Source organism: Frigoribacterium endophyticum (assembly GCF_011759585.1).
In the GTDB taxonomy this organism is placed as follows: Bacteria; Actinomycetota; Actinomycetes; order Actinomycetales; family Microbacteriaceae; genus Frigoribacterium; species Frigoribacterium endophyticum.
Window position 1 is genome coordinate 1 of the sequence record NZ_JAAOYV010000004.1, and the last position, 23,172, is coordinate 23,172.

The window sequence follows — 23,172 nt, forward strand, 5'->3', positions numbered from 1 at the left end:
AGGGGGACCTTGTGGGAGAGTAGGACACCGCCGGACTTCCTTTAGTGCACAGCATGACTGGCACACCGAAAGGCCCCTCCACAGGAGGGGCCTTTCGTGTTTAACGCAGGTGGCCACGGGGGCCGGCCGGTAAGATCATCACCGATGTCTGCTCCCTTCTCCACCGCCACCGGCACTGATGTGCGCGTGCGGTTCTGCCCCTCGCCCACCGGTACGCCCCACGTCGGGCTCATCCGCACCGCCCTCTTCAACTGGGCCTACGCACGCCACACCGGCGGCAAGCTCGTGTTCCGCATCGAGGACACTGACGCGAGCCGCGACAGTGAGGAGAGCTACGAGCAGATCCTCGACGGTCTGCGCTGGTTGAACATCGACTGGGACGAGGGCGTCGACATCGGCGGGCCCCACGCTCCGTATCGTCAGTCGTTGCGTCACGACATCTACCGTGACGTCATCGACCAGCTCCTCGAGAAGGGGCTCCTCTACGAGAGCTTCGCCACGGGCGAGGAGATCGAGGCGCGCAACGTCGAGCAGGGCCGGGACCCGAAGCAGGGCTACGACAACTTCGAGCGGGAGCTCACGGCTGACCAGCGTGCGGCCTACCGCGCCGAGGGTCGCCAGCCGGCGCTGCGCCTCCGCGTGCCGGACCGCGACCTGAGCTTCGACGACCTGGTGCGGGGCGAGATCACCTTCCCCGCGGGGTCGTTCTCGGACTTCGTCGTGGTGCGCCCGAACGGTGTCCCGCTCTACACGTTCGTCAACCCGCTCGACGACGCCCTGATGGGCATCACGCACGTGCTCCGCGGCGAGGACCTCCTGTCGTCCACTCCTCGGCAGATCGCTCTCTACGAGGCGCTGGTCGAGCTCGGCGTGACCTCGTTCATCCCGCGCTTCGGCCACCTCCCCTACGTCATGGGCGACGGCAACAAGAAGCTGTCGAAGCGCGACCCGGAGTCGAACCTGTTCCACCACCGCGACCGGGGCTTCATCCCCGAGGGGCTGGTCAACTACCTGGCTCTGCTCGGCTGGTCGCTCACGCACGACCGTGACGTGTTCAGCATCGACGAGATGGTGGCGGCGTTCGACGTCGTCGACGTCAACCCGAACCCGGCGCGCTTCGACCTCAAGAAGGCGGAGTCGATCAACGGCGACCACGTGCGGCTGCTCGAGCCCGAGGACTTCCGCTCCCGCTTGCTGCCGTACCTCGACGGCGTGGTCAGCGATCCTCCCACGGAGGCTGAGACGGCGATCCTCGTGCAGGCGGCGCCCCTCGTGCAGGAGCGCATGACCCTGCTCAGCGAGGCGAGGGGGATGCTGTCGTTCCTCTTCGTCGGCGACGACGAGTTCGTGCACGAGGCCGACGCGATCGCCTCGCTGCCGGACTCCGCCGATGACGTCCTCCGCGCCTCCTCGGCGGCCCTGCAGGGGCTGGAGAGCTGGACGCACCCGGAGATCCAGGAGGCGCTCAAGGGCGCGCTCGTCGACGGGCTCGGGCTCAAGCCCCGGCTCGCGTACGGGCCGCTGCGCGTGGCGCTGTCGGGTCGCAAGGTCAGCCCCCCTCTCTTCGAGTCGATGGAGATCCTCGGGCGCGAGTCGACGCTCCGCCGCATCCAGCGTCTGCTCGACCGGTCGTGAGCCACGTGTACGACGTCGCCGTCGTCGGAGCCGGCCCCGCCGGGCTCAGTGCTGCCCTCAACCTCGTGCGGGCACGGCGTCGCGTGCTGCTGATCGACAGCAACCGACCGCGGAACTCCGCGACCCTGCTGTCGCACGGCTTCCTCACCCGCGACGGCATCTCGCCGCTCGAGCTGCGGAAGCTCGGCCGCGAGGAGTTCCTCGGCTACGAGGGCGCCGAGCACCGCCAAACCCTGGCCACGGCGATCCGCACCACCGAGGGCGGCTTCGAGATCGACTGCGAGTTCCGTGGAGCGGCCTCGTCGGCCACGGCGCGGGTGGTGCTGGTCTCGACGGGGCTGCACGAGACGCTGCCCGACATCGGGTCGCTCCGGGCGTTCTACGGCACCTACGTCCACAGCTGCATCGAGTGCGACGCCTGGGGCAAGCGCGACCAGCCCATCGCCGTCATCGGCGAGCACCCCGACCTCGCCGAGCGTGCCCTCCTGCTGTCGCAGTGGAGCGACGACGTCATCGCCTTCACGCACGGAGCCGACATCGTCACCGCCGACGAGGAGACCCGGCTCGCCAGCCGGGGCATCCGGGTCGAGCGCCGCCGCGTGGCCGCGATCCAGGGCGACCGCGAGGGGATGCACGGGGTCGAGCTCGCCGACGGCGAGGTCGTCGCCCGGACGGCCGGCTTCGTGCGCCCGACGTGGTCGGGGGCGCTCGAGTACGTCGCCCCCACCGGGGCCGAGCTCGACGCCGACGGCCTGCTGGTCGTCGACGACCACGGGCGCACGTCGGTGCAGGGCCTGTACGCGGCGGGGGAGTCCACCGCGCCCGGGCCGCAGCAGCTCATCGTCGCCGCCGGCTCGGGGGCCCGCGTCGCCGCCACCATCAACCGCGATCTCGTCGGTGGTGTCGAGCACCTCGGAGATGCTGTACAGTAGACAATCGGTTCAGGTTCTGGGCCGACGATGCCGACACCATCACAGGTGTTGTCATTGGGGTATGGTGTAATTGGCAACACGACTGATTCTGGTTCAGTTGTTCTTGGTTCGAGTCCAGGTACCCCAGCAATGCATGCCCCTTGACCTTTCGGTCCGGGGGCATTGCTGTTCGTGCTTGTTCGGCGGCCTGCCGGCCGCTGTCGGGCGAGCTTCGCCGCCCGACGCGCGGGGGCGAGCTTCGCCGCCCCCTGCTGGGGAGGGCGAGCTTCGCCGCCCGGGGGGAGGGCGAGCTTCGCCGCCTCGGGGGACGGGCTACGACGTCCGGGGACGGGGGAGGGCCCCTGCGGTGGCAGGGGCCCTCGGGTGGTGCGGGGAGCGCGTCAGGCGGGGATGGTCGCGCCGAAGCGCGCGGGGAGCGTGCCTCGGTGCGTGCGGCGGAGCTCGTCGATCGTCACCGTGAAGCGGTCCTGGATCTCGAGCGAGCCGGACGCACCGTCCGTCACGCCGATGCGGGCGACGGGGTAGCCGCGGCCCTCGCAGAGGCCCCGGAACTTCACGTCGTCCTCCCGCGGCACCGAGACGACGACACGGCCGGTCGACTCGCTGAAGAGCGCCGTCGCCACGTCGACGCCGTCACGCTCCATCACCTCGTCGAGCCACACGCGGGCACCGACCCCGAACCGCAGCACGGCCTCGGCCAGCGCCTGGCCCAGCCCGCCGTCGCTGAGGTCGTGCGCCGCCGCGAGCAGCGACTGGTCGGCACCGGCGGCCAGGAGGCCCGCCAGCTGCTTCTCCGCCTCGAGGTCGACCGCCGGCGGGCGACCGCCGAGGTGGTCGTGCACGACGCCGGCCCAGGCCGAGCCGTCGAGCTCGAGCTTCGTGGTGCCGAGCAGGTAGATGTTGTCGCCCTCGTCCTGCCAGCCCGACGGGACGCGCTTCGCGACGTCCTGGATGACGCCGAGCACGCCGACCACGGGCGTCGGGTGGATAGGCGCCGTTCCCGTCTGGTTGTAGAACGAGACGTTGCCGCCCGTGACCGGGATCTCGAGCTCGAGGCAGCCGTCGGCCAGGCCCTCGACGGCCTGCGAGAACTGCCACATGACCTCCGGGTCCTCCGGGCTGCCGAAGTTGAGGCAGTCGGTGACTGCGGCGGGCACCGCACCCGTGACGGCGACGTTGCGGTACGCCTCCGCGAGGGCCAGGCGCGCTCCCTGCTTGGGGTCGAGCTGGCAGTAGCGGCCGTTGGCGTCGGTGGCGATCGCGAAGCCGAGCCCCGACTCCTCATCCACCCGGACCATGCCGCCGTCGTCGGGGAAGCTCAGCGCCGTGTTGCCGAGCACGTACGTGTCGTACTGGTTGGTGACCCAGCTCTTGTCGGAGAGGTTCGGCGAGCCGAGCAGCTGGAGGAACTGCTCGCGCAGCACCGCGTTGCCCGTCGGGCGTGCGAGGGCCGACGCGCTGTCGGCCTGCAGGGCGTCGATCCAGGTCGGGTACGCCACCGGGCGCTCGTAGACCGGCCCGTCGACCGCGACCGTGCGCGGCTCGACGTTGACGATCTCCTCGCCGTGCCAGTTGATGACGAGGCGGCCCGTGTCGGTGACCTCGCCGAGCACGCTCGTCTCGACGTCCCACTTGGCCGTCACCGCGAGGAAGTCGTCGAGCTTGTCGGGGCGGACGACGGCCATCATGCGCTCCTGGCTCTCGCTCATGAGGATCTCCTCCGCCGTGAGCGACGGGTCGCGCAGCAGGACGGAGTCGAGCTCGATGAACATGCCGCCGTCGCCGTTCGAGGCGAGCTCGGAGGTGGCGCAGCTGATGCCGGCGGCCCCGAGGTCCTGGATGCCCTCGACCAGCTCGTCGCGGAACAGCTCGAGGCAGCACTCGATGAGCACCTTCTCGGCGAACGGGTCGCCCACCTGCACCGAGGGGCGCTTGGTCGGGCCGCCGGCCGAGAACGTGTCGGAGGCCAGGATGGAGGCGCCCCCGATGCCGTCGCCGCCGGTGCGGGCCCCGAAGAGCACCACCTTGTTGCCCACGCCCTTGGCGTTCGCGAGGTGCAGGTCTTCGTGGCGGAGCACGCCCACCGCGAGGGCGTTGACCAGCGGGTTGCCCTGGTACACGGCGTCGAAGTACGTCTCGCCGCCGATGTTGGGCAGGCCGAGGCAGTTCGCGTAGAAGCTGATGCCGCCCACGACGCCGTCGACGACGCGCGCCGTGTCGGGGGCGTCGATGTCGCCGAAGCGGAGCTGGTCCATCACGGCGACCGGGCGGGCGCCCATCGAGATGATGTCGCGGACGATGCCGCCGACGCCGGTGGCCGCGCCCTGGAAGGGCTCGATGTAGCTGGGGTGGTTGTGGGACTCGACCTTGAAGGTCACCGCCCAGCCGCCTCCGACGTCGACCACGCCCGCGTTCTCGCCCATGCCGACCATGAGGTCTTTCTTCATGGCGGGGGAGACCTTCTGGCCGAACTGGCGCAGGTAGATCTTGCTCGACTTGTAGGAGCAGTGCTCGCTCCACATGACCGAGTACATCGCCAGCTCGCCGCTCGTGGGGCGACGGCCGAGGATCTCGCGGATCTTCGCGTACTCGTCGGCCTTGAGGCCGAGCGCCGCGTAGGGCTGCTCCTTGTCGGGCGTCGCCGCCGCGTCGGCGACCGTGTCGGGCTTGGGGCCCTCGGGGCGGACGTCGATCAGCTCGGCGTGGTCGTCGTTGATGCTCACTTGGACAGGGCCCTCTCGATGACGGACGTGAAGAAGGTGAGGCCGTCGACGCCGCTCGACATGGCGTCGGGCATGTCGGGGCCGAAGCCGGGCTCGGTGGCGTGCTCGGGGTGCGGCATGAGCCCGACGACGTTGCCGCGGGCGTTCGAGACGCCGGCGATGTCGTCCATCGAGCCGTTGGGGTTGACCCCGACGTAGCGGAAGGCGACCTGGCCCTCGCCCTCGATGCGCGCGATGGTCTCGGCGTCGGCGATGAACCGGCCGTCGGCGTTCTTGAGGGGGATGGTGATCTCCTGCCCCTCCGTGAAGCCGTTCGTCCAGTCGGTGGAGGCGTTCTCGACCCGCAGCACCTGGTCGCGACGGATGAACTGCTGGTGCGCGTTCCGGGTGTGGGCACCGGGGATGAGCCGCGCCTCCGCCAGCATCTGGAAGCCGTTGCAGATGCCGAGCACGGGCATGCCCGACTTCGCGGCCGCGACGACCTCGGTCATGATCGGCGAGAGCGAGGCGATCGCGCCGGCGCGCAGGTAGTCGCCGTAGCTGAAGCCGCCGGGCAGGATGAGCGCCTCGACGCCCTGGAGGTCGTGCTGACCGTGCCAGAGGGCGACGGGCTCGCCGCCGGCGAGGCGCACCGCGCGCTGCGCGTCGCGGTCGTCGAGGGAGCCGGGGAAGGTGACGACGCCGACGCGCATCAGGCTGCGGGGGCCGCGTCGAGCACCGTGACGCCCACGACGTCCTCGATCACGGAGTTCGAGAGCACGTCGTCGGCGAGGCGGCGCACCTCGGCCAGGACGGCCTCGGTCACCTCGCCCTCGACGGTCAGCTCGAAGCGCTTGCCGATGCGGACGTCGGTGAACGTCGCTCCGGCCTGGTCGGGAGCGGCGGAGCCGAGACGGGCCAGGGCGCCGGCGACGGCCTTGCCCTGGGGGTCGAGCAGTTCAGCCTTGGGCATGACCTCGACGACGATGGTGGGCACGATCAACTCCTGCAGAAGCGGTAGCGGATGGACGCGTCGAGTCTAGGGCAGGGGGACGCGCGGGCCCGCGGGCCCGGGGAGGCGCCCGGGCCCGCGGCGAGAGCGGCCGGGCTGGGGAGGGACCGGCGGTTGTCGGCTGTTGCCGAGGCTCCTCCCAGCGTCGTCATCGGAACGCGCCGCACCATGGACCCAGCGACAGGAACAGGGCCTCGTGATCGGGCCTCCTGTCGACATCCGGTCGAGGGTTCCTGATCCGCCCGACACCGTAGGACGCCCGGCCGGCACCCCCCCCGACCGGCCGGGCGTCACCCTCACCTCGCGCGCGGCGCGAGCAGCAGGACGGCGAGCGGCAGGGCCACGGCCCCCGCGATCGCCAGCGGCAGGTCGAGCCCCCACAGCATCACCGCGAAGGTCGGCGCGACGACCAGCGCCGCGGCGACCACGACGACGCCGACGGGCGGGCTCACGGCGTCGGCCGACGAGCGCCGCGGCGGCTGCTCGAGACGCCCCGTCAGGAGCGACACCGCACAAGCCAGGCCCACCACGAGCAGTGCGACGGGCCCGCGGCTCCACCACCACGCGGCCGAGCCGGGCTCGGGCAGCGGGCCGCCGAGCGCGAGGCAGACCCCGAGCACGGCGATCAGCAGCGGCAGGTGCCACAGGTAGATGGTCATGCCGCGGCTGCCCACGGCGAGCACGACGGCTCGGGCCGGCGTCGTCGCCATGAGCCGCTCGAGGAGCGGGCGGAGGAGCGTGAGGACGCAGATCTGGCCGACGCCGAGCACCATCAGCGGCACGGTCGGCGGGTTCAGGCCGGCGAGCATGTCGGGGGACCACGGGCCGACCGTGGTCAGCACGGGCAGCGACAGCCAGCACGCCGCGGCGACGGCGACCAGCAGGAGGCGCGGAGCGCGCCCGAGCCAGCCGCTCGCGACCGCGAACCCCAGCTGCTGGACGAACAGCCAGACGAAGACCAGGTTGAGCAGGCCGACGTCGGTCACGCCGCTCGACCAGCGGGCGGCGTCGACGAGGACGGCCCCGGTCGCCAGGGCCACGAAGGTCGCCGCCGGGCGGGTCTCGTGCAGGCGCGCCATCGTCGGCACCGCCACCTGCGTGATCGCGTAGGCGGCGAGGAACCAGAGCGGCGAACCGACGCCGGTGGCCACCACGTCGAGCAGGGCGGGGTCGACGCCGAGCAGCGTCGCGACGAGCAGGGCCGCGGCGAGCACGACGAACACGGGCACGGCGGGACGGGCGAGCCGGACCAGGCGACCGGCCACGTGCTCGGAGGCCGTGACGCCGCGACGGCGGGCGCTCGCCCACGACGTCGCGCTCGCGAAGCCGCCGAGCACGAAGAAGAGGGGCATCACCTGACCGGCCCAGGTCGACACCGCGAACCACGGCTGCTCGGTGAGCGGCTGCGTCGCGGTGACGGCGCCGTCGGCGTCGACCGCGACGCCGACCATCAGGACGTGGATGACCACGACCAGCAGCACGCAGGCCACACGGGCCAGGTCGACGACGAGGTCGCGCCCCGAGAGGTCGAGGCCCCGGGCGGCGGCCGGGTCGCCCGGGCGGCCAGCTCGCGGCCCGGCGTGCGTGGAGGCTGTCATGGTCGAACCGTAGCGACCTGTCTGCCCCGACGGGGCGTTCCTCCACAGGCGGGCTCCGAAGTCAGCCCCAGGGCTGACCGCGGGGGAGGGCGTCGCCGAGCGCCTGGGGCGGTCCAGGATGGAGGCATGAGCACAACCGAGCCCACAGTCGCCGTCGTCGGATCCGTCAACCTCGACCTGGTCGCCCGCGTCCGGGAGTTCCCCCGCGCCGGCGAGACCGTGCTCGGGTCGGAGTACGAGGAGGCGCCGGGCGGCAAGGGCCTCAACCAGGCCGTCGGGGCGGTGCGGCGCGGCACCACGGCCCTCGTCTCCTCCGTCGGCGACGACCCCGTCGGCGACCGCGTGGTCGCGTGGGCGGCAGGCCACGGCATCGACGTGGCCGGGGTGCACCGTTCCCCGGGGCTGACCGGCCGGGCCCTCATCACGGTCGCTCCCGACGGGGAGAACATCATCGTGGTCGCGCCCCTCGCGAACGACGCGCTGACGCCCGAGCACGTCGCCGCCGAGCTCGACCGGACGCGGCCCGACGTCGTCCTCGCCCAGCACGAGATCAGCGAGGCCGCCCTGCGCGCCGCCGTCGAGTGGTGCCGGGCGTCGGGCGCCCGCTTCGTCTTCAACGCCAGCCCGGTGCGCAGCGTGCCGGGCGACGTGCTGGCAGCGAGCGACCCGGTGGTGGTGAACGCCGCCGAGGGGCTCGCGCTGCTGCGCGCGGCGGAGGCCGCCCGCCCGGTCGGCGAGCCGGGCTCGCGCTCGGCCGTCCGGGAGGGCGGGGCCTGGCGGCCCGCGGACGTCGCGCGTCGCCTCCTCGAGCTCAGCCCGTCCGCCGTCGTCACGGCCGGGGGCGCCGGGGCCTTCGTCGCCGACGCCGCGGGCGTCGAGCACGTCACGACCAGCACCCGCGTGGTCGCCCTCGACACGACCGGTGCGGGCGACGAGTTCGCCGGGGTGCTCGTCGCCGAGCTGGCCGGCGGGGCCTCGCTGCACGACGCCGCCCGGGCCGCGAACGACGCGGCCGGCGCACTCGTCCAGGTGCCGCGCGAGCGGCGCTAGGCCGAGACCCGTCGACCGGGGCCGGGGCAGCGGCCCCGGCCCCGGCATCCGGGGCTCAGGCGTGCAGGGCGGCGCGGGCCTCGGCCTCGCGGCGCTCGCGACGCGTGGCCGGCTGGGCCGGCCCCGCTCCGGGCAGGGCGCCCTGGCCGAGCGACGCGACCGGGCCGGCGACCGACTTCTCGTAGCTCTGCAGCTCGGCCTCGGCGCGGAGGGCGAACGCGCGGAGCTTCTCCGGCGACACCGACGACGACTTCCGCGGCCGGATGTCGTGGAGGCAGAAGGTGCCGATGGTCTCACCGGTCGACGAGTGGATCGGGTGGCCCGCGTAGAAGTACCCGTGGTTGAGGTCGAGGTAGGGGTTGTCGGCGAAGCGCTCGTCCTTGCGGGCGTCCTCGACGACCACCACGTCGTCCTCCGCGACGGTGACGTCGCAGAAGGTCAGCTCGCGGGGGATGGAGACCGGGAGCAGCTCGGTGTTGTTCGCGTACCAGAGCTTGCTGCCGTCGAGCATGCTGACGACCGCGACGTCCACGCCGAACTCGGCCTCCGCCTCCTTCGCCAGCTGCTGCAGCACCTCGGAGCCGCCCCGCGACGCGTTGTCGACGAGGGTGGCGCCGCCGCTCCACTCGAACGAGCGCTCGGGCAGGCTGCGCGGCAGCCGCTCGTCGAGCTCGACGCGTCGGACGCTGTCGAGGGTCGGCGCGATGCGGTGCGCGATCGTCTGGGCCCACTGGCGGTAGCCCTCGACGCAGCCGTGGGGCGAATCGGGGCGACGCAGGCCGGCCGGCAGGCGGAAGTAGCTCGCGCCCGTCTCGGCGGCGACCAGCTCGGTGATCGCGTTCATCCGCTCAGCGTGCGTCTCGGCGACGGCCCCGAGCAGCGACTCGAACGGCTTGACCGAGCGCACCGGAGGCACGCCGATCAGCACCGTGCGCGCCGTCGGGTGCGCCCGTCGGGCGAGGGTGGCGACGAGCTGGCGCAGCTCGTGCTCCCAGGTGTCGAGGGGCGTGAGCCTGACGGCGTCGTTGAGCCCGACCAGCACGACGAAGGTGTCGTACAGCCCGAGGTCGGTGTCGCGGATCCACGAGCGGGTCGACTCGATGCTCATCATCTCGTCGCCGACGTAGTCGACCGAGCACGCGCGGCCGGTGGCGGCCGACGACGCCCGCGACAGCTGGCCGACGAGGGCCTGGTCGTGCGAGCGCACGCCCCAGCCGTGGGCCGGGCCGTTGCCGACGATGAGCACGGTGTCGGCGTCGGTCGCGGTCGAGCGCGCGGACGGCTCGTCGCGGGGCGACGCGACGCGGCGCGACCGGGAGAGCCACCAGAGGTACCAGAGGCGCATGGCAGGGCGCAGCCGCTCGTACGACTGCGGGGTGGTGCTCGTGGTGTCGACCGTCCTGGTCACGTGGTGCTCCTCGGGTTGTGCGTCGGGTGCCGTCCCGCCGACCACGCTACGGACGCGTCGTCACGGTCGCATCCCCCACTACTGGGCTCCGACCGCCGTCCGCGGGGCGAAGCGGTGTCCGGGAGGCGCGGTGCGGGCCCGCGGGAGCGCCCGGGGCCCCGGGGGCGCGCCTGAGCAGCGGCTGCGGATGCGGGCGTGTTGTCTTGAACTGTTCAAGGGAAGTGCCATGATGGTCAGGTGCACCCCGAGACCAGCGCCACCCACGACCGGCTCCGCGGAGCCGGCCTCCGGGTGACGGCGCCGCGCCTCGCCGTGCTCGAGGCGCTCGAGGGCATGCCGCACGCGGCCGCCGACGTCGTCTTCGCGCAGGTCGCCCTGGCGCTGCCGGGCACCTCGCTCCAGGCGGTCTACGGCGTGCTCGCCGCGCTCGCGGGCGCCGGTCTCGTGCGCCGCATCGAGCCGGCCGGCTCGCCGGCGCTCTACGAGCTCCGCACCGGTGACAACCACCACCACGTCGTCTGCACGGTGTGCGGTGACGTCGCCGACGTCGACTGCGTCGTCGGGCACGCGCCGTGCCTGACCCCGTCGAACGACGCGGGCTTCACGGTGCAGACCGCCGAGGTCACCTTCTGGGGGCTGTGCGCGGCGTGTCGCGACTCCGACGACGACGTCGAGCTCGACGCGGAGGCCGGCGGAGTCGGCGACGCGACGGCCGTCGGCGACCTGACCCGCGCCTCCTGAGGGCCTGCCCCACCGTCTTCCCCGGCCACGTGCCGGGTGCCTGAACGACCCGTGACTGAACACCGAACGAAACGAGGAGTCATGACCGACGCCACCCCCGTGACCACGACCGACAACGGAGCGCCCGCCGCGAGCGACGCCCACTCGCAGACCGTCGGGGCCGACGGCCCCATCGTGCTGCACGACCACCGCCTCGTCGAGAAGCTCGCGAACTTCAACCGCGAGAAGGTGCCGGAGCGCATCGTCCACGCCAAGGGCGGCGGCGCGTTCGGCCGCTTCGTCACCACCGGCGACGTCTCGCAGTACACCCGCGCCGCGCTCTTCCAGCCCGGCGTCGAGACCGAGATGCTGGCCCGCTTCTCGACCGTCGCCGGCGAGCAGGGCAGCCCCGACACGTGGCGCGACCCCCGCGGCTTCGCTCTGAAGTTCTACACGAGCGAGGGCAACTACGACCTCGTCGGCAACAACACCCCCGTCTTCTTCATCCGCGACGGCATGAAGTTCCCCGACTTCATCCACTCGCAGAAGCGCCTGCCCGGCAGCCACCTGCGCGACCACGACATGCAGTGGGACTTCTGGACCCTCTCGCCCGAGTCGGCCCACCAGGTCACCTGGCTGATGGGCGACCGCGGCCTGCCCGCGTCGTGGCGCCAAATGGACGGCTTCGGCTCGCACACCTACCAGTGGATCAACGCCGAGGGCGAGCGCTCCTGGGTCAAGTACCACTTCAAGTCCGACCAGGGCAACGCCATCCTCACGCAGGACGACGCCGACCGCATCGCGGGCGAGGACGCCGACTTCCACATCCGCGACCTGTCGACCGCGATCGAGCGGGGCGAGTTCCCGACCTGGACCCTCTCGGTGCAGGTCATGCCGTACGCCGACGCCGCCGGCTACCGCTTCAACCCGTTCGACCTCACCAAGGTGTGGCCGCACAGCGACTACCCGCTGATCGAGGTCGGCACGATGACCCTCGACCGCAACCCGGAGAACTACTTCGCGCAGATCGAGCAGGCCGCCTTCGCCCCCTCGAACTTCGTGCCCGGCATCGCGACGAGCCCCGACAAGATGCTTCTCGCGCGCATCTTCAGCTACGCCGACGCGCACCGTTACCGCGTGGGCGTCAACCACCAGCAGCTGCCGGTGAACGCCCCGAAGACCGAGGTGCACTCGTACTCGAAGGACGGCGCGGCGCGCTACCACTTCAGCGAGGCGACGGCGCCGGTCTACGCGCCCAACTCGGTGGGCGGCCCCGCGGCCGACCCGCAGGCGGCCGGCGACACCGGCGGCTGGGAGAGCGACGGCGAGCTCGTCCGCTCGGCGGCGACCCTGCACGCCGAGGACGACGACTTCGGCCAGGCCGGCTCGCTCGTGCGCGACGTGATGGACGACGAGCAGCGTGACCGCCTCGTCGCCAACATCGTCGGCCACGTCTCGAAGGTGACGCGCCCCGACCTGCTCGAGCGCGTGTTCCAGTACTGGAACTCGGTCGACCCCATCCTCGGCGCCCGCGTGCGCGCCGGCGTCTCCCCCGAGGCGCCCGGCTCGAACGAGGACCCGGCGACGGTGGGCGTGCCCGCGTAGTCGGGAGCTCCGCACTGCGGGAGGCGCGGTGCCCGGTCGACGGGCACCGCGCCTCCCGCATGTGGGGGCGACGGTGCTACGAACCACGTCGTCGCAGTGGAACCACGCCGCGGCGTGGTTCCGTGGCGAGGACGTGGTTCGTCCTGCACCTGGTCGCCGCGGGTGCTCGGCTGCTCAGACCATCTGGCCGTTCCAGCGGAGGTCGCCGGCGGGCCACTCGGCGAGGTCGGCGCCGACCTCGCGGACGAGCCAGCCCTCGTCCTGGCTGACCAGCACCCCGGCGCCGTCGGCGCTGAACGCCGTGAAGTGGCCGGTGACGCCGTGCAGCGGGCGCCAGCCCGCACGCCGGTAGAAGCCCTGGACCCCCTCGCCCGTCTCGAGCAGGCCGAACCGGCTGCCCAGCCGGGCGAGCCCTTCGTCGACCCGGCGGAGCAGCTCTCCGCCCTGGCCCGTGCCCTGCAGGATCGGGCTCACCGCCACCATCCCCACCGCCGTGACGAGCAGGTCGGTCTCGCCGACCGTCACGAACTGCCGTCGCAGGCCGGCGTGCGCGACCACGACGTCGCCGACGCGGCCGAGCACCCGCAGCTCGGGCTGCATGCCGGCCCAGCTGCGGGCCCCGGCGTACCAGTGGTCGTACTCGGAGAAGGCGAGCCCCAGCATCGCGGCGATCGCCTCGTGGTCGTCGAGGCCCAGGTCGCCCTCGGCGACGAGATCGAAGACGGGGCGGTGGTCGTGCTCGGGGGCGCCGGGCGCGACGGAGGGGGCGGGCTGGTCAGGCATGCGGTCGACGCTACGCCCCGCGGTGCCGGTGCCGGTGCCGGTGCCGGTGGCGCGGCCGCTGCCGACGCCCGCGGCCGAGGGGCCGCTCGCTCGACTACGCCCGGACCCGCACCTCGATCGCGTTCAGCCACGGGTCGTCGAACCCCAGCACCCGCCCGTCGTCGCGCGTCGCCACCCCGTGGTGGCCGAGGCGCTCGCCGAGGGCGCCGAGGTCGTCGCCCGACGGCACCTCGATGCGCACGGTGCCGAGGCCGAGCGCGAGCTGTCGGCGCCCGGCGCCCGCGCTGTTCCAGGTGTTCATCGCCATGTGGTGGTGGTAGCCCCCGGCGCTGACGAAGAGTGCCTGCGACCCGAACCGCGTCGTGGTCTCGAAGCCGAGCTGCTCGACGTAAAACCGGTGTGCGGACGCCACGTCGCCCACGCTGAGGTGCACGTGGCCCACGGAGGCGGGGCGGGAGGCGGCGGCGACCAGCGCCTCCTCGCGGACGTTCTGCTGGAGGAAGGCGTTCGGGTCGAGCGCGAGCGTCGCCATGTCGACCTGGCCGTGGGTCCACGACCAGGCGGTGCGGTCGCGGTCCCAGTAGAGCTCGATGCCGTTGCCCTCTGGGTCGGTGAAGTAGAAGGCCTTGCTGACCAGGTGGTCGGCGCTGCCGGTGAAGCTGCCCGGGTGGCGGCTCGCGACGCCGTAGACCGCTGACGCCAGGTCGACCTCGGTCTCGAAGAGGATCGCGGTGTGGAACAGGCCGGCCTCGCGGGCGGCCGCGTGCCGCAGCTCGGGCGCGTGCTCGAGCACGACGATCGGCGTCGTGCCGCGGCCGAGGACGCTGCGGCCGGCGGTCGCGTCGTGCGAGAGCACGGCGAGCGTCACGGCGTCGCGGTAGAACGCGGTCATGCCGTCGAGGTCGGCGACGCGCAGGGTCACCGCGCCCATGGTCGTGTCGGGCGCGAGCAGGTCGAGCGACCTCGCGGCGGGGGCAGCCGGGGAGTCGCGGGTCGGCTCGGGCGCCGAGGTCTCGTCGGTCATGGGGTCGCTCCCTGTCTCGGGGCGCGGCACCAGGTCGATGACGCGTCACCGACCTGCAACCGCTCGGTGGGCGTGGGGATTCCCGTCGCCGCCTCCCGCTGCCGCGCGACGTGGCCCGCGGCGATCGAGGTGACGCTACCTGGGCGCTCGGCGGCGGTGAGGGCCCCGGGAGGGGCGCCTCGACGATGCCCGGGCGGCTAGCGGCCGGTGAGCCGCTCGATCAGCTCGCGGTAGCGCGCAGCCGTCCGCTCGACGATCTCGGCGGGCAGCTCGGGCGGCGTGCCCTCGCCGTCCCAGTTCGCCGACAGCCAGTCGCGCACGATCTGCTTGTCGAAGCTCGCGGTGCGGTCGCCCGACGAGTACGCCTCGGCGTCCCAGTAGCGGCTGCTGTCGCTCGTGAGCACCTCGTCGCCGAGGGTCAGCTCGCCCGTCGACCGGTCCGCCCCGAACTCGAACTTCGTGTCAGCGAGGACGACGCCGCGCGCTTCGGCGACGACTGCCGCGCGCCGGTAGATCTCGAGCGACGTGTCGCGCAGGGCGGCGGCGACCTCGGGCCCGACGAGCTCGACGGTGCGCACGAACGAGATGTTCTCGTCGTGCTCACCCAGCGGCGCCTTGTACGCCGGCGTGTAGATCGGCTCGGGGAGCCGGTCGCCGCTCTGCAGCCCCGCCGGCAGCGCGACGCCGCAGACGGTGCCGTGCTCGCGGTACTCGGCCCAGCCGCTGCCGACGAGGTAGCCCCGCACGACGCACTCGACCGGGTACATGTCGAGCGGTGCCACGAGCATCGCGCGGTCGCGCACCTGCTCGGGCAGCGTGACGGGCGCCGTCGTCGGGTCGACGAGGTGGTTCGGCACGCCGTCGAGCTGCGCGAACCACCAGAGGCTCAGCTGCGTGAGCAGGGCGCCCTTGCCGGGGATGCCGGGCTCGAGCACGTGGTCGTAGGCGCTGACGCGGTCGGAGGCGACGACCAGCAGGTGGCTGGTGTCGTCGAGCGTCGCGACGTCGCCGACCGAGTCGACCACCGGCGCGGGCACGTAGAGGTCGCGCACCTTGCCCGAGTAGGCGTGGCTCCAGCCGGGCAGGTCGAGCGTGCTCATCGGGCGCCGCCCGCGACCCGCGCGGCGATGTCGGTGCGGTGCTGCGAGCCCTCGAGCCGGATGCGCGAGACGGCCTCGTAGACCCGGCCCCGCGCCTCCTCGAAGTCCTTCCCCTCGGCGACGACGCTGAGCACGCGCCCGCCGGTGGCGATCAGCCGGTCGTCGAGCCGCGCGGTGGCGGCGTGCGTCACGTGCACCCCCGCGACGGCCAGGGCGTCGTCGAGCCCCGTGATCTCGCGCCCGCTGACGACGGCCTCGGGGTAGCCCTCGCTCGCCAGCACCACGGTGACGGCGGGCGTCGGCACGAAGCGCGGAGCCTCGTGGTTGCCGAGCGACCCGGTCGCCGCCGCGAGCAGCAGGCCGCTCAGCGGGGTGACGAGGCGGGGCAGCACGACCTGCGTCTCGGGGTCGCCGAAGCGCGCGTTGAACTCGATCACCCGCACGCCCTGCTCGGTGAGGATGAGCCCGGCGTAGAGCAGGCCGATGAACGGGGTGCCCTCGTGCTCGAGCTGGCGCACGGTCGGCGTCGCGACGGTGTCGAGCACCTCGTCGACGAAGTCCTTCTCGCTGCCGAAGCGGTCGGCGAGCCAGGGCAGCGGCGAGTACGCGCCCATGCCGCCCGTGTTCGGGCCCTCGTCGCCGTCGCGCAGGCGCTTCGAGTCCTGCGCGGGGCTGAGCGGCACGACGGTGTGGCCGTCGCTGAGGAAGAAGAGCGAGACCTCCGGGCCCTCGAGGTGCTCCTCGACGAGCACGGAGCCGTGCTGCAGCCAGTAGGTGACGTGCTCGACCGCGGCGTCGCGGTCGGAGGTGACGAGCACGCCCTTGCCCGCGGCGAGCCCGTCGGCCTTGACGACGTAGGGGGCGCCGAACTCGTCGAGCACCGTGACCGCCTCGTCGAGGGTGCCGACCCGGGTGGCCCGGCCGGTGGGGACGCCCGCGGCGTCCATGACGCGCTTGGCGAAGGTCTTGCTGCCCTCGAGGGCGGCGGCCGCCTTGCCGGGGCCGAAGACCGGGATGCCGCGTGACCGGAGCGGGTCGGCCACGCCCGCGACGAGCGGCGCCTCCGGGCCGACGACCACGAGCTCGACGTCGTTCTCGAGCGCGTACTCGGTGACGACCGCACCGTTCGACGGGTCGAGCTGCACCACCTCGACCTGCTCGGCGATGCCGGCGTTGCCGGGGGCGACGACGATCTCGTGCCCCGCGTCTTCACGGAGCAGGGCGGTGATGATGGCGTGCTCGCGAGCACCGGAGCCGAGGACGAGGATTCGCACGCGCCGATCCTACCCAGTGGGCCGTCCGGGCCCCTCGGCGCCCGCCCGTATAGGTTGAGCCGCATGGCCAAGGCGAGGATCGACGACGGCACCGGCGCGGCCGCCGTGCGCGAGGCCCAGACGGCGCTCGCCGAGGGCGCGCAGCCCTCCCGCGTGGTCACCGCGACCGCGGTCCGCTGGCTGCTGCAGGTGCTCGCCGACGGCGAGCCCGGCGCCACGGTGGAGGTGCGGGTGCCGCCCTGGGGAGCCGTGCAGTTCCGTGAGGGGCTCAGCCACACCCGCGGCACCCCGCCCAACGTCGTCGAGACCGACCCCGCCACCTTCATCCGCCTCGCCACCGGTGCGCTCACCTGGCAGGAGGCCGTCGACCAGGCCCTCGTCTCGGCCTCGGGCAGCCGCGCCGACCTCACCGGCTACGTGCCGGTCCGCCTGCCGCGGAGCTGACGACCGCTCGGCACCGAGACACCGGGCGTGCGCGCGACCTCGGCTCTGGGAGGATGGCCGACGTGACCACCGCACCCGACTCCCCGCAGCAGCCCGACGCCGACGCCCCGGGAGTCCACGCCGCTCCGGTCGACGCCCCGGTGGTCGACGACCGCTCGCACGACGAGGTCAGCGTGCGTCGAGCCCCGAAGATCTCGGTCTTCCTCATCGTCGGCGCGATGGCGGGCGTCGTCGTCTCGTTGATCGTCACGTCGCTCTTCCCGTTCGACGAGGGCGAGGGCATCGCCTCGACCTACGGCTACTTCGCGCTGTGGGGCCTGACCTTCGGCGGTGCGGTCGGCGCCACGGTCGCGATCGTCGCCGACCGCAGCTCGATCCGCCGCGCCAAGCGGGTGCGGGCCGAGCGCGAGAGCGTCGACGCTCCCGACGAGCCCGCCGTCGAGGGCGAGCTCGAGTAGAGCCCCCGGGTCTCGAGCAGAGCCCCCTGCGGGTCAGGAGCCGGAGGCGCGCCGCAGCCGGGCGAGCAGCTCCGGCCCGCGCTCGTCGAGCGAGCGTCCGCCGCGCACGACGCCGACCACCACGAGCACCCCGCCGAGCAGCAGGCCCACGACCAGCGCCGCGACCCCGAGCAGCAGGCTGCCCTGGGCCAGGGCGACGAGCCCCAGCGCGATCTCGGGCAGCGCGAACGCGAACGACAGTGCCCACGCCGCGTACATGCCGAGCGCCGACGTCAGGCTGGCGCCCTGAGGCGACTTGAACGGGCTCTCGCCCGCCGCGGGCACCGGCATCAGGAAGCGGGTCGACGCCACGCTCGAGACCCCGAAGCCGGTGAGCATGACGCCCAGGCCGATGCCGAGCAGCGCGGGTGCCTTCGTCAGCTCGCCGAGCACGGCGAGGGGCACGAGGGTCGCGACGACCACCACGGGCACCGCGAAGAGCGAGAGCGTGATGACGCGCCCCGCCCGGTCGGCACGGCCGGAGACCCCGGTGGAGAGGTGCGCGGCGAACGCGGTGCCGTCGTACGACACGTCGGCGCACAGGGTCACGGCGAGCAGGGCGGCGATGCCCGGGCCGAGCGCGTAGAGCAGCCAGTCGCTGCCCGTCGTCGCGGCGAGGAACACCGCGAGCACCGGCAGCAGCGGCACGATCACGAGCGAGCCGCCGTAGCGCGGGTCGCGCAGCCAGTAGACGGCCGTGCGGGCCGAGACGGCGCCGGTCGGCGTCGCCGGGAACCAGCGGAACGGCCCGAGGCCCTTCGAGCGACCCGAGGCGGCCGCGCCCGGCGACGAGACCAACGCGGCCCGCAGCCCGACGCGCCAGAGCAGCAGCAGCACGGCCAGGGTGGCGAGGGCGATCAGGGCCTTGACCCCCGCCTCCCCGGGGCGGCCCAGGGCGAGGTCGCCCGGCACCGACCAGACGGCCCCGAGGGGCGTGAACGAGAGGACCCCGGCGATCTTCGGCAGGTCGTCGCGCAGGCTCGAGAGGCCCGTGCCCGCCAGCACGATCAGGGGCCCGGCGAGGATGAGCGGCACGAAGACGAGCACGCCCATCACCTCGCGGTAGCGACGGTGGGCGCCGAGCGAGCTCGTCAGCGACTCGAGCGCGCGCGACGCGGCGATGCACGTGAGCACCCCGACGACGCCGCAGACGACGGCGGTGAGCAGCGACAGCGGGTGCTGCCACCAGCTCAGCCCGGTCGCGACACCGGCGACGAGGGTGACGAGCCCCGGCACGCCGAGCACCCCGCACGCCAGCAGGGCCACGAGGAGGCGGTCGGCCGGCAGCGGGAACGCCCGCAGCTTCGAGATCGCGAGCGTCTGGTCGACTCCGCGCAGCAGCAGCGGCACGACGACCCAGCCGAGCACGGCGACCGAGCCGCCCAGCACCCCGACCGTCCACGCCCAGGTCTCGGGCGCGAACGACAGCGCGAACAGCCCGCCGACGAGGAGGGCGAGGATGCCGAGGCCGTAGAGGAGCCCGATGATCGCGGCGATCAGCTGCCAGGTGCTGCGACGGAACCCGTTCAGCATCACCCGCCAGCGGAGGCTCAGGAGGTGCGCAACCACGAGGGCCCCTGTGCGTGCTGACGGCCGCCGACGAGCTCGACGAAGCGGTCTTCGAGGCTGGAGCCGGCGCGCACCTCGTCGGTCGTGCCCGCCGCGAGCACGCGGCCCGACGACACGACGGCGACGTGGTCGCACATGCGCTGCACGAGGTCCATCGAGTGGCTCGAGACGATGACGGTGCCGCCGCCCTCCACGTAGCCGTGCAGGATGTCGCGGATGTTCGCCGCCGAGACCGGGTCGACCGACTCGAACGGCTCGTCGAGCACGAGGAGGCGCGGGGCGTGGACGAGCGCGCAGGCCAGCGCCACCTTCTTGGTCATGCCCGCGGAGTAGTCGACGACGAGCGTGCCGCCCGCCTCGCGGAGGTCGAGCAGGTCGAGCAGGTCGCCCACCCGGAGGGCGGTCGTCGCGCGGTCCATCCCGTTGAGGAGGCCGTGGTACGTCACGAGCTGCTCGCCGGTCAGCCGGTCGAACAGGGCGACGCCGTCGCTCAGCACGCCGACGAGCGACTTGGCGCGGACGGGGTCGCTCCACACGTCGGTGCCGAGCACCTCGATGGTGCCGGCGTCCGGGCGCAGCAGGCCGGTCGCCATCGACAGGGTGGTCGTCTTGCCCGCGCCGTTCGGGCCGACCAGCCCGTAGAAGGAGCCGAGCGGCACCGTGAGGTCGAGGCCGTCGACGGCCACCTTGGGGCCGAACGCCTTGCGGAGGCCGGCGATGCGGAGGGCCGGTGCGGCGCCGGGGGCGGCGGTCGCGGCCGGGGCGGCGCCGGGGGCCGGGGCCTTCTCGGGCACCGCGGGCGGGCGCACGGTCGCGGTGTCGTCGGGGGGCACGGGGGAGCCGAGGTCGCTCATGGGCACGAGCCTATTGACGACGGCTCGGGTCGGCCACCGTCTCGTGGGGGAGGCACGGCCGCCCAGGCCGACCCGCGCCTCCCTCACGGTCAGCTGAGCTGGTTCGCCTCGACCCAGGCCAGGTACTCGGGGGTGACCGAGCCGGTGACGTAGTCGCCGGTGAAGCAGCTCATCTCGAGGTCGACGACGTCGCTGCCCTCGGTGATGGCGCTCCGCATGTCTTCGACCTCCTGGTAGATCAGGTGGTCGGCGCCGAGCTCGCGCGCGATCTCGGGGATCTTGCGGTCGTGGGCGATGAGCTCGTGCCGGGTCGGCATGTTGATGCCGTAGACGTGCGGGTAGCGCACCGGAGGCGCGGCGGAGGTGAAGGTGACCTCGTTCGCCCCGGCGGCGCGGGCCATCTCGACGATCTCGCGCGAGGTCGTGCCGCGCACGATGGAGTCGTCGACGATGAGGATGTTCTTGCCCTTGAACTCGCTCGACATCGCGTTGAGCTTCTGGCGCACGGAGCGCTTGCGCTCCGCCTGCCCCGGCATGATGAAGGTGCGGCCCACGTAGCGGTTCTTGTAGAAGCCCTCGCGGTACTCGATGCCGAGCTTGCGGGCGACCTGCATGGCGGCGGGCCGCGACGAGTCGGGGATGGGCATGACCACGTCGATGTCGCCGGTCGGCGCGTAGGTCGCGATCGTGTCGGCGAGGCGGTCGCCGAGGCGGAGGCGCGCGTCGTAGACCGAGATGCCGTTCATCACGGAGTCGGGCCGGGCCAGGTACACGTACTCGAACGAGCAGGGCACCAGGCGGGGCGCCGCGTGGCACTGCTTCGAGACCATCTCGCCGTCGAGCGAGACGAACACGGCCTCGCCGGGGGCGACGTCGCGGACGATCTCGTAGCCGCCCGACTCGAGCACGAGCGACTCGCTCGCGACGATCCACTCGTCGCGCTGCCCGTCGGCGGCCTTGCGGCGGCCGAGCACGAGCGGACGGATGCCGAACGGGTCGCGGAAGGCGAGCAGACCGTGGCCGGCGATCATCGCGATCGCGGCGTACGAGCCCTGCACGCGGTCGTGCACGCGGGTGACCGCCGCGAAGATCTGCTCGGGGTCGAGGTCGGTGCCGTTGACCTGCTCCTGCAGCTCGTGGGCGAGCACGTTCACGAGCAGCTCGGTGTCGCTGTTCGTGTTGAGGTGACGGCGGTCGACGTGGAAGAGCTCGCTGGTCAGCTCACGCGTGTTCGTGAGGTTGCCGTTGTGCACGAGGACGATGCCGTAGGGGGCGTTCACGTAGAACGGCTGCGCCTCCTGCTCGTTCGTCGCCGCGCCCTTCGTGGCGTAGCGGACGTGGCCGAGGCCCATCGTGCCGAGCAGCGCCCGCATGTCACGCGTGCGGAAGCCCTCGCGGACCTGCCCCTTGGTCTTGTGCACGTGGAAGATGCCGCGCTCGGCGGTCGCGATGCCGGTGCTGTCCTGCCCGCGGTGCTGCAGCAGGAGGAGGGAGTCGTAGACGAGTTGATTTGCTGGCTCGTGCGCGACGAGACCGACGATGCCGCACATGCGGATCTGGCTCCAGACCGTAGAGTTGGGGTTACTGCGTCAGTCTGCCACGACACCGAACGGATGAACGAATGGTGACCTCCCCTGCCCCCTCGAGCAGCGCCTCCTACGCGGCGGCGGGGGTCGACACCGCCGCGGGCGACCGTGCCGTCGAGCTGATGAAGGCGGCCGTCAGCGCCACACACGGGCCCGGCGTCGTCGGCGGGGTCGGCGGCTTCGCGGGGATGTTCGACGTGTCGTTCCTCAAGGACTACGACCGGCCGCTGCTCGCGACCTCGACCGACGGCGTCGGCACGAAGGTCGCGATCGCGCAGGCCCTCGACAAGCACGACACCATCGGGCAGGACCTCGTGGGCATGGTCGTCGACGACATCGTCGTCGTCGGCGCTCGCCCCCTCGTGATGACCGACTACATCGCCTGCGGCCGCGTCGTGCCCGCCCGCATCGCGTCGATCGTCGAGGGCATCGCCCGCGCCTGCTCGGAGACCGGCACCGCCCTGGTCGGCGGCGAGACCGCAGAGCACCCCGGCCTGCTCGGCCTCGACGACTACGACGTCGCCGGCGCCGCGGTGGGCGTCGTCGAGGCCGGCTCGCAGCTCGGCGAGCACCTCGTCGTCGACGGCGACGTCGTGCTGGCCCTCGCGTCGTCGGGGCTGCACTCGAACGGCTTCTCGCTCGTGCGGCACATCCTCGCCTCGCGCGACCTCGGCTACACCGACAGCGTCGACGAGCTCTCGGGCACCCTCGGCGAGGCCCTGCTCGAGCCCACCCGCCTCTACACCGCGCCCCTGCTGCGCGTGCTCGACGACCCGGCGCTCGCCGGGGCCGTGCACTCGCTCAGCCACGTCACCGGCGGCGGCATCGCCGCGAACCTCGCCCGCGTGCTGCCCCGCGGGTCGTGGACGGAGGTCGACCGCACCACCTGGTCGCCCGCACCCGTCTTCCGCGTGCTCAGCGAGCTCGCCGGCTCGACGCTCGAGTCGAGCGAGGGCACCTGGAACCTCGGCATCGGCATGATCGCCGTCGTCGCGGCCGACCGTGCCGCCGCCGTCACCGCGGCCCTCGCGGCCGACGGCGTCGAGACGTGGCAGGTCGGCACCGTCGCCACGTCGACCCGCGACCTCAGCGGCTTCGAGCAGGGCGCCAAGGGCGTCGACGGCGGGGCCGTGCGCCTCGTGGGGGCGTACGCGGGCTGAGGTGGTGCGGGCGGGGTCGCTGCTCGCTCACCCGCGACTCCCCCTTTTTCTGCAAATGCCGACCGACGAGCCTGCAATGCGGAGGAATCCGGGTACCAGAGGGGCTCTGGGGGCGGAACGGTCGGCATCTGCCCGAGGAGGCGCGGGTCGGGTCGGCGGGGGCGGTCAGCGGAGACGGGGCGGCCGGGGCGGCGAGGCGGTGGCCGATCGCCACGGGCG

At 73.0% G+C, this 23,172-nt stretch carries 20 protein-coding genes and 1 tRNA gene; 9 read left to right on the forward strand and 12 right to left on the reverse strand.

From position 1 onward, the window contains the following. Nucleotides 1-144: 144 nt before the first annotated feature. The 3 genes from gltX to FHR77_RS15175 all read left to right on the forward strand — a co-directional run bounded on the left by gltX (nt 145) and on the right by FHR77_RS15175 (nt 2,694). A complete protein-coding gene (gene gltX, locus FHR77_RS15165; protein ID WP_167261696.1) occupies nt 145-1,635 on the forward strand; it encodes a glutamate--tRNA ligase in 1,491 nt (496 codons plus the stop codon). Continuing rightward, nucleotides 1,632-2,567, forward strand: a complete 936-nt coding sequence (locus FHR77_RS15170; RefSeq protein ID WP_167261698.1) for an FAD-dependent oxidoreductase — start codon at nt 1,632-1,634, stop codon at nt 2,565-2,567. Before gltX ends, FHR77_RS15170 begins: the two co-directional genes overlap by 4 nt. A gap of 55 nt (nt 2,568-2,622) precedes the next feature. Beyond that, nucleotides 2,623-2,694, forward strand: a tRNA-Gln gene (locus tag FHR77_RS15175). Nucleotides 2,695-2,947: 253 nt separating this feature from the next. Here the strand turns inward: FHR77_RS15175 and purL are convergent. The 4 genes from purL to FHR77_RS15195 all read right to left on the reverse strand — a co-directional run bounded on the left by purL (nt 2,948) and on the right by FHR77_RS15195 (nt 7,879). Further along, the gene (gene purL, locus FHR77_RS15180; protein WP_370543588.1) at nt 2,948-5,290 is read right to left on the reverse strand and encodes a phosphoribosylformylglycinamidine synthase subunit PurL; all 2,343 of its coding nucleotides are present in this window, start codon (nt 5,288-5,290) and stop codon (nt 2,948-2,950) included. Further along, complete coding sequence (gene purQ, locus FHR77_RS15185; protein WP_167261700.1) at nt 5,287-5,982, reverse strand: phosphoribosylformylglycinamidine synthase subunit PurQ; 696 nt, start codon at nt 5,980-5,982, stop codon at nt 5,287-5,289. The genes purL and purQ overlap by 4 nt, the downstream gene beginning before the upstream one ends. Beyond that, a complete protein-coding gene (locus FHR77_RS15190) occupies nt 5,982-6,266 on the reverse strand; it encodes a phosphoribosylformylglycinamidine synthase subunit PurS (RefSeq protein WP_056055429.1) in 285 nt (94 codons plus the stop codon). The genes purQ and FHR77_RS15190 overlap by 1 nt, the downstream gene beginning before the upstream one ends. Nucleotides 6,267-6,577: 311 nt before the next feature. After that, nucleotides 6,578-7,879 (reverse strand): acyltransferase family protein, encoded by a 1,302-nt coding sequence (locus FHR77_RS15195; RefSeq protein WP_167261702.1) that lies wholly within the window; start codon nt 7,877-7,879, stop codon nt 6,578-6,580. Between the two features lie 126 nt (nt 7,880-8,005). On the opposite strand from FHR77_RS15195, the gene FHR77_RS15200 reads away from it, so the two are divergent. Continuing rightward, on the forward strand, nt 8,006-8,929 hold the full coding sequence (locus FHR77_RS15200) for a ribokinase (RefSeq protein ID WP_167261704.1): 924 nt from the start codon (nt 8,006-8,008) through the stop codon (nt 8,927-8,929). A gap of 55 nt (nt 8,930-8,984) precedes the next feature. Here the strand turns inward: FHR77_RS15200 and FHR77_RS16725 are convergent, their stop codons facing one another. Next, nucleotides 8,985-10,337 carry a GAF domain-containing protein gene (locus FHR77_RS16725; RefSeq protein ID WP_167261706.1) on the reverse strand — a complete coding sequence of 451 codons (1,353 nt, stop codon included), beginning with the start codon at nt 10,335-10,337 and terminating at the stop codon, nt 8,985-8,987. A gap of 237 nt (nt 10,338-10,574) precedes the next feature. On the opposite strand from FHR77_RS16725, the gene FHR77_RS15210 reads away from it, so the two are divergent. Then, nucleotides 10,575-11,078: a transcriptional repressor gene (locus tag FHR77_RS15210; protein WP_167261708.1), complete on the forward strand. Its 504-nt coding sequence runs from the start codon at nt 10,575-10,577 to the stop codon at nt 11,076-11,078. 81 nt (nt 11,079-11,159) lie between these two features. Next, a complete protein-coding gene (locus tag FHR77_RS15215) occupies nt 11,160-12,662 on the forward strand; it encodes a catalase (RefSeq protein WP_056051812.1) in 1,503 nt (500 codons plus the stop codon). Between the two features lie 174 nt (nt 12,663-12,836). On the opposite strand, the gene FHR77_RS15220 is transcribed toward FHR77_RS15215, so the two are convergent. The 4 genes from FHR77_RS15220 to purD form a co-directional block, all read right to left on the reverse strand. Further along, entirely contained in the window at nt 12,837-13,445 is a 609-nt protein-coding gene (locus FHR77_RS15220) for a GNAT family N-acetyltransferase (protein WP_167261711.1), read from the reverse strand. Nucleotides 13,446-13,539: 94 nt separating this feature from the next. Next, on the reverse strand, nt 13,540-14,376 hold the full coding sequence (locus tag FHR77_RS15225; protein WP_167261788.1) for a VOC family protein: 837 nt from the start codon (nt 14,374-14,376) through the stop codon (nt 13,540-13,542). Between the two features lie 290 nt (nt 14,377-14,666). Further along, the gene (locus FHR77_RS15230) at nt 14,667-15,569 is read right to left on the reverse strand and encodes a phosphoribosylaminoimidazolesuccinocarboxamide synthase (RefSeq protein ID WP_167261713.1); all 903 of its coding nucleotides are present in this window, start codon (nt 15,567-15,569) and stop codon (nt 14,667-14,669) included. Further along, nucleotides 15,566-16,843 carry a phosphoribosylamine--glycine ligase gene (gene purD, locus FHR77_RS15235; RefSeq protein ID WP_167261715.1) on the reverse strand — a complete coding sequence of 426 codons (1,278 nt, stop codon included), beginning with the start codon at nt 16,841-16,843 and terminating at the stop codon, nt 15,566-15,568. The genes FHR77_RS15230 and purD overlap by 4 nt, the downstream gene beginning before the upstream one ends. A gap of 63 nt (nt 16,844-16,906) precedes the next feature. Between purD and FHR77_RS15240 the strand changes: the two genes are divergently transcribed. After that, entirely contained in the window at nt 16,907-17,287 is a 381-nt protein-coding gene (locus tag FHR77_RS15240; RefSeq protein ID WP_056051822.1) for a sterol carrier family protein, read from the forward strand. Nucleotides 17,288-17,349: 62 nt separating this feature from the next. After that, nucleotides 17,350-17,745 (forward strand): hypothetical protein, encoded by a 396-nt coding sequence (locus tag FHR77_RS15245; RefSeq protein WP_167261717.1) that lies wholly within the window; start codon nt 17,350-17,352, stop codon nt 17,743-17,745. A 33-nt stretch (nt 17,746-17,778) separates the two neighbouring features. On the opposite strand, the gene FHR77_RS15250 is transcribed toward FHR77_RS15245, so the two are convergent. The 3 genes from FHR77_RS15250 to purF all read right to left on the reverse strand — a co-directional run bounded on the left by FHR77_RS15250 (nt 17,779) and on the right by purF (nt 21,757). Next, a complete protein-coding gene (locus FHR77_RS15250) occupies nt 17,779-19,353 on the reverse strand; it encodes a transporter (RefSeq protein WP_208381101.1) in 1,575 nt (524 codons plus the stop codon). Then, the gene (locus FHR77_RS15255; RefSeq protein WP_167261719.1) at nt 19,335-20,207 is read right to left on the reverse strand and encodes an ABC transporter ATP-binding protein; all 873 of its coding nucleotides are present in this window, start codon (nt 20,205-20,207) and stop codon (nt 19,335-19,337) included. The genes FHR77_RS15250 and FHR77_RS15255 overlap by 19 nt, the downstream gene beginning before the upstream one ends. A gap of 89 nt (nt 20,208-20,296) precedes the next feature. Beyond that, on the reverse strand, nt 20,297-21,757 hold the full coding sequence (gene purF, locus FHR77_RS15260) for an amidophosphoribosyltransferase (protein ID WP_056051828.1): 1,461 nt from the start codon (nt 21,755-21,757) through the stop codon (nt 20,297-20,299). Nucleotides 21,758-21,828: 71 nt separating this feature from the next. Between purF and purM the strand changes: the two genes are divergently transcribed. Beyond that, a complete protein-coding gene (gene purM, locus FHR77_RS15265) occupies nt 21,829-22,953 on the forward strand; it encodes a phosphoribosylformylglycinamidine cyclo-ligase (RefSeq protein WP_208381102.1) in 1,125 nt (374 codons plus the stop codon). Nucleotides 22,954-23,172: the final 219 nt, after the last annotated feature.